Below are 2,560 nucleotides of genomic sequence, written 5' to 3'. Positions count from 1 at the left end.
TTAATTTGATTGTGGTGATTTAATTATACCTAAAGGTGAGCCTTTGGCTCTTTTAATATTAATTTATAAATTTACACCATTATATGGACATTACTTTTATAACAGCCATGACACGTGGCATTATTGGAACTTGCTAAAGAGATAACAGGAGAAGTATGATGCTACTTGGGAGGACATTAAAAGATGAACGCAAAATGGATATGGAAACAGGGCAAAAACGGTGAAAACACATGGATGGATCTTGTAAAGAGATTCACGCTTGAAGGCGCACCGGAAAGGGCTATAGCGCAGATAGCTGCCGATTCAAAGTATTGGCTCTATATAAACGGTGAAATGGTCGTAATCGAGGGCGGCATCAAGCGCGGGCCGTCAAGGAACTCTACATATTATGATGAGGTGGATATTACAAGGCATCTTAGTGATGGTGAAAATACGATTGCCGTGCTTGTGTGGCATTTCGGTCAGCAAGGCTTTTCTCACTATTCAAGCGGTATGGGCGGACTGCTGTTTGAAGCGGATATTGACGGCATGATCGTATCGTCGGACAGCTCGTGGAAAATCATGAAGGATCCCGCGTATGTTGTGGCGGACGAAAATGACCTCAAGGCGAATTTCAGGCTTCCGGAATCAAACATATATTATGACGCATCAAGGGCTTTGGGAGAATGGTATATGCCATCGTTCGATACAAGCGATTGGGATAATGCCGATGTTGTCGGCAACGCTGGCACGGATGCGTGGGGCGAGCTAAGAAAGCGTATCATTCCGCAGTTTAAGGACTACGGTATTGAGGACTACATAAACAGCGCCGATTATACAGGGTTTACTGCCACAAAGGACACTGTGCTTGAAATGCGTTTGCCGTATAACGCGCAGATAACTCCGTATCTGAAGGTCACAGCCCCTGAGGGGAAACGAATAGATATCAAGGCTGATAATTATTTCGATACCTTATACGATACGCAAAGCGTTATGGCAGTTTATTATACAAAAAATGGAGAGCAGGAATACGAATCGCCAGGCTGGATAAACGGTGAAAAAATGTATTACAGCATTCCTGCAGGTGTTACGGTGCATGAGCTGAAATACCGCGAAACGGGCTATGACACGGAATTTGCAGGCAACTTTGAGTGTGATGATGAATTTTTAAACAAGCTATGGCAGAAATCGCTCCGCACGCTTTATATTACTATGCGCGACAACTTTATGGACTGCCCCGACAGAGAACGTGCGCAGTGGTGGGGAGATGTCAATGTAGAAATGCAGATGATGATGTACTCCCTTGACGAAAAGGCTCTTTTGCTCTACAAGAAGGGTGTGGATGCAATGGCGGGCTGGGCGGAGGATAGTGGCTATATGCTCACGGTGGTTCCGTCAGGAAAGGATCAGTTTGAGCTGCCTCTGCAAAACCTCGCGGGAATATGGGGCTTTTGGTATTACTATGAATATACGGGTGATAAAACAGTACCCGAGCGTGCATACAATATGTCAAAAGACTATCTTTTAAGCTATGCTATGAAGAACGGTCTTGTAGAACATAAAACCGGCAGCTGGGACTGGCCGGACTGGGGCGACAATGCCGATATCGTTCCTATGGAAAACGCATGGTACTATATGGCGCTCACTGCCTGCCGCAGCATGACGGAGCTGCTCGGATACAGCTCTGACCTTCCGCTGTATGATGATCGCCTTGAAAGCATAAGGGCAAATTTTGACCTTATGTTTTGGAAGGACGGTCATTACTATGACAATACCGAAAACGGCGCACCCGATGACCGGGCAAACGCGCTTGCCGTTCTGTCAGGACTGGCGGATAAGGATAAATACAGCGATATATTAAAAATAATACTCACGACCGAGAATGCGAGCCCGTATATGGAAAAGTATGTGCTTGATGCGCTGTGCAAAATGGGACATATTAATGAGGCTGTAGACCGCATAAAAAAGCGTTATAAGGAAATGGTCGAATTTGACTACTCCACGCTCTGGGAATACTGGAACAGGGAAGGAACATTAAATCATGCATGGTCGGGTGGTCCGCTTATTACGATGTCAAAGTATATAGCTGGCATCCGTCCGCTTGAAACGGCGTACAGACGCTTTGAAATAAAGCCATATTTGGGCCGGCTGAAGCATATAAAATGCACCGTTCCGTCGGTTGCCGGAGCTATTGTGCTTGAAATAGACGCTGGCGCGGCAATAGAAATGCGTGTCAAAATACCCGAAAACACTACCGCTGAAGTATATCTGCCGCTAATAAACAACGAGCTGCCCAAAAATACGGAGCTTGAATTTACCGTTTTGGACGGTTACGCGCGATTCATCCTCACCGGTGGGGAATACAGATTATGATCCAAAAGCTCTTGCCAAAAACTTTAGAGATGCTATTTATAGTGAGAAAATGAAAAAAAGAGAAGAAGGCTGAACAAAAGAAAGCTGAAAAGAGACTTGAGAAAGAGCAGAAGGAACGCGAGGAAGAAGCCAAAGAAGCTGCCGAAAAGAAGAAAGAAGAGAAGAAGGAAGAAGCAAAGAAACTCGAAAAAGAAGCTATGCAGCAGGA

At 45.2% G+C, this 2,560-nt stretch carries 1 protein-coding gene; it reads left to right on the top strand.

From position 1 onward, the window contains the following. Positions 1–183: 183 nt before the first annotated feature. On the top strand, positions 184–2,352 hold the full coding sequence (locus G588_RS21035; RefSeq protein ID WP_022780143.1) for an alpha-L-rhamnosidase-related protein: 2,169 nt from the start codon (positions 184–186) through the stop codon (positions 2,350–2,352). Positions 2,353–2,560: the final 208 nt, after the last annotated feature.

It is taken from the genome of Butyrivibrio sp. AE3009 (genome assembly GCF_000420845.1).
In the GTDB taxonomy this organism is placed as follows: Bacteria; Bacillota; Clostridia; order Lachnospirales; family Lachnospiraceae; genus Butyrivibrio.
Note: the sequence above shows the minus strand (reverse complement) of the source record. Positions and strands in the feature narration are given on the sequence as shown.

What these genes read in the sequence shown, in the direction of transcription:
- G588_RS21035 (WP_022780143.1), top strand. Translation starts at nt 184, where the DNA reads ATGAACGCAAAATGGATATGGAAACAGGGCAAAAACGGTGAAAACACA.